The following is a 1,570-nucleotide window of genomic DNA, read 5'->3' as shown; positions in this document are numbered from 1 at the left end:
AATCTCCTAACCATCAAGTAGAGGTCATTGACTCCCCGCATATCATTGAGCGCTTTACCGATCTGTTTTATTCGCATCAGATGAATATTGCCGAGCTGGTGTCGTGCACACACCCTGCACAAGAAAACCAGCCGCCTATGCTCTATATTCAGTTAACCACTCATAGCCCGACCAGCCAAGATGCGTTATTAATCGAGCAAGCGTTCAACCAGCTATGTACAGAACTTCATGCTCAAGGCACTATTAAGGCGGTTTCTTACCACGGCGCGTAATCCTTGACCTACATGTGGGAAGCGCGTGAATTTTAACCTTGGTATGATGATAAAAAATGGAGAGTAGTGATGAATCCACTGAAAACCGGTGATGCTGCACCGAAATTTAGCTTGCCCGACCAGGACGGCGAACAGGTAAATTTAACCGACTTCCAAGGACAGCGCGTTCTGGTATATTTCTACCCGAAAGCGATGACGCCAGGCTGTACCGTACAGGCATGCGGTCTGCGCGATAGCATGGACGAGCTGAAAAAATCCGGGGTTGAAGTTTTAGGTATCAGCACGGATAAGCCGGAGAAGCTCTCACGCTTCGTCGAAAAAGAGCTGCTAAACTTTACTCTGCTGTCTGATGAAGACCATCAGGTATGCGAGCAGTTTGGCATCTGGGGCGAAAAAACCTTTATGGGCAAAACCTATGACGGCATCCACCGCATCAGTTTCCTTATCGGCGTTGACGGTAACGTTGAGAAAGTTTTCGATGATTTCAAGACCGGCAACCACCACGATATCGTGATGGATTACCTGAAGTCGGCGTGATTTGAACGTGCGGGTCGACCCGCAAATCTAGGGGCCAATCGTCTTTTGAGATCGGCCCTTGATAAGCCTTCTACGATTTAGCTATTTCATCCGGCTAGGCATGCACCACCGATTTCACCAGCGTGGTGAGCGGTATAGCAAAGAATACCCCCCAGAATCCCCATAGCCCGCCGAAGATCACCACCGAAAGAATAATCATCAGTGGATGCAGGTTTACCGCTTCTAAAAACAGTATCGGCACCCGCACGTTCCCATCCAGCGCCTGAATCACCAGATAGACAATAATCATGGTTCAGAAGTCCCCGGACAGCCCCCACTGGCTCAGCAATGGCATTCGGTTAAGAAAACAATTATGCTATTTTTCTAATAGGGTCGAGTCCGTCAAGGTGGTGTAAATTCAGATCCGGCCTTCCGGTCCGGTAATATGTCTGTTAAGCGCTGAGTGGCAGCGCCTCGATCACATCGTTTTCAGCGGTCTGCTCTATCTCCGCCATGCTGTGCTGCGGCAGGTAGCGGTTCTGCAACAGCCATTCTTCGTTCTGCTCCGTCAGCACCGCCCCCAGAAGCCGGGTTATACTCTCTTCGTTGGGGAAGATACCCACCACGTGGGAACGCCGCTTCACCTCTTTATTCAGGCGCTCCGGCGTGTTCGTGGAGTGGATTTTCACCCGGTGCGCTCCCGGGAACCCGAAGTACGCCAGCCCCTCCGCCTCCGCTTCGTCCATCATCTCTGTGACTGCCGGGAAGTTCTTTTCCAGCTG

General features: G+C 51.1%; 3 protein-coding genes and 1 pseudogene. 2 read left to right on the top strand and 2 right to left on the bottom strand.

Features of this window, described 5'->3' with window-relative positions; all coding sequences use genetic code 11:
• Both BBW68_RS01345 and bcp read left to right on the top strand, forming a co-directional pair.
• Nucleotides 1-272 (top strand): ACT domain-containing protein (locus BBW68_RS01345; RefSeq protein ID WP_476727288.1); only part of this gene is annotated, 272 nt, incomplete at its 5' end.
• Nucleotides 273-341: 69 nt separating this feature from the next.
• Nucleotides 342-809 carry a thioredoxin-dependent thiol peroxidase gene (gene bcp / locus BBW68_RS01340; RefSeq protein ID WP_070133684.1) on the top strand — a complete coding sequence of 156 codons (468 nt, stop codon included), beginning with the start codon at nt 342-344 and terminating at the stop codon, nt 807-809.
• Nucleotides 810-903: 94 nt separating this feature from the next.
• Here bcp and BBW68_RS01335 read toward each other — a convergent pair.
• Nucleotides 904-1,134, bottom strand: a pseudogene (locus BBW68_RS01335) (AI-2E family transporter); the annotation flags it as partial.
• A gap of 106 nt (nt 1,135-1,240) precedes the next feature.
• On the bottom strand, nt 1,241-1,570 hold a 330-nt coding region (locus tag BBW68_RS01330; RefSeq protein WP_186821241.1), incomplete at its 5' end, for a transposase.

Source organism: Candidatus Erwinia dacicola, from assembly GCF_001756855.1.
Lineage (GTDB): Bacteria > Pseudomonadota > Gammaproteobacteria > Enterobacterales > Enterobacteriaceae > Erwinia > Erwinia dacicola.
This window is presented reverse-complemented; position numbering and strand designations above follow the sequence as displayed.

Bases quoted from the DNA above. Each gene is read 5' to 3' on its own strand.
- bcp (WP_070133684.1), top strand. From the start codon at position 342: ATGAATCCACTGAAAACCGGTGATGCTGCACCGAAATTTAGCTTGCCC.